Origin of the sequence: Streptomyces sp. NPDC093071, from assembly GCF_044754545.1 — a bacterium.
Classification (GTDB): Bacteria; Actinomycetota; Actinomycetes; order Streptomycetales; family Streptomycetaceae; genus Streptomyces.
The window spans coordinates 2168-3381 of record NZ_JBIVPH010000020.1 but is presented as its reverse complement, the minus strand read 5'-3'; the positions used below and the strand labels follow the sequence as shown (position 1 = coordinate 3381).

Here is a 1214-nt window from a genome sequence, read left to right as displayed (position 1 = left end):
GTTCGTTGCTTCAGAACTGACACAGTGGACGCGAGCAACTGAGGACAAGCCCTCGGCCTATTAGTACCGGTCAGCTCCACCCCTTACAGGGCTTCCACATCCGGCCTATCAACCCAGTCGTCTACTGGGAGCCTTACCCCATCAAGTGGGTGGGAATACTCATCTCGAAGCAGGCTTCCCGCTTAGATGCTTTCAGCGGTTATCCCTCCCGAACGTAGCCAACCAGCCATGCCCTTGGCAGGACAACTGGCACACCAGAGGTTCGTCCGTCCCGGTCCTCTCGTACTAGGGACAGCCCTTCTCAATATTCCTGCGCGCGCAGCGGATAGGGACCGAACTGTCTCACGACGTTCTAAACCCAGCTCGCGTACCGCTTTAATGGGCGAACAGCCCAACCCTTGGGACCGACTCCAGCCCCAGGATGCGACGAGCCGACATCGAGGTGCCAAACCATCCCGTCGATATGGACTCTTGGGGAAGATCAGCCTGTTATCCCCGGGGTACCTTTTATCCGTTGAGCGACGGCGCTTCCACAAGCCACCGCCGGATCACTAGTCCCGACTTTCGTCCCTGCTCGACCCGTCGGTCTCACAGTCAAGCTCCCTTGTGCACTTACACTCAACACCTGATTGCCAACCAGGCTGAGGGAACCTTTGGGCGCCTCCGTTACCCTTTGGGAGGCAACCGCCCCAGTTAAACTACCCATCAGACACTGTCCCTGATCCGGATCACGGACCGAGGTTAGACATCCAGCACGACCAGAGTGGTATTTCAACGACGACTCCACCATGACTGGCGTCACGGTTTCACAGTCTCCCACCTATCCTACACAAGCCGAACCGAACACCAATATCAAACTGTAGTAAAGGTCCCGGGGTCTTTCCGTCCTGCTGCGCGAAACGAGCATCTTTACTCGTAGTGCAATTTCACCGGGCCTATGGTTGAGACAGTCGAGAAGTCGTTACGCCATTCGTGCAGGTCGGAACTTACCCGACAAGGAATTTCGCTACCTTAGGATGGTTATAGTTACCACCGCCGTTTACTGGCGCTTAAGTTCTCAGCTTCGCAACCCCGAAAGGTCACTAACCGGTCCCCTTAACGTTCCAGCACCGGGCAGGCGTCAGTCCGTATACATCGCCTTACGGCTTCGCACGGACCTGTGTTTTTAGTAAACAGTCGCTTCTCGCTGGTCTCTGCGGCCACCCCCAGCTCAC

Annotated in this window: 1 rRNA gene (cut by a window edge); it reads right to left on the bottom strand. The window is 56.5% G+C overall.

Going from position 1 to position 1214, the window contains the following annotated elements:
- Positions 1 to 40 precede the first annotated feature (40 nt).
- Positions 41 to 1214 (bottom strand): 23S ribosomal RNA (locus ACIQD7_RS34180) (it continues 2022 nt past the right edge of the window).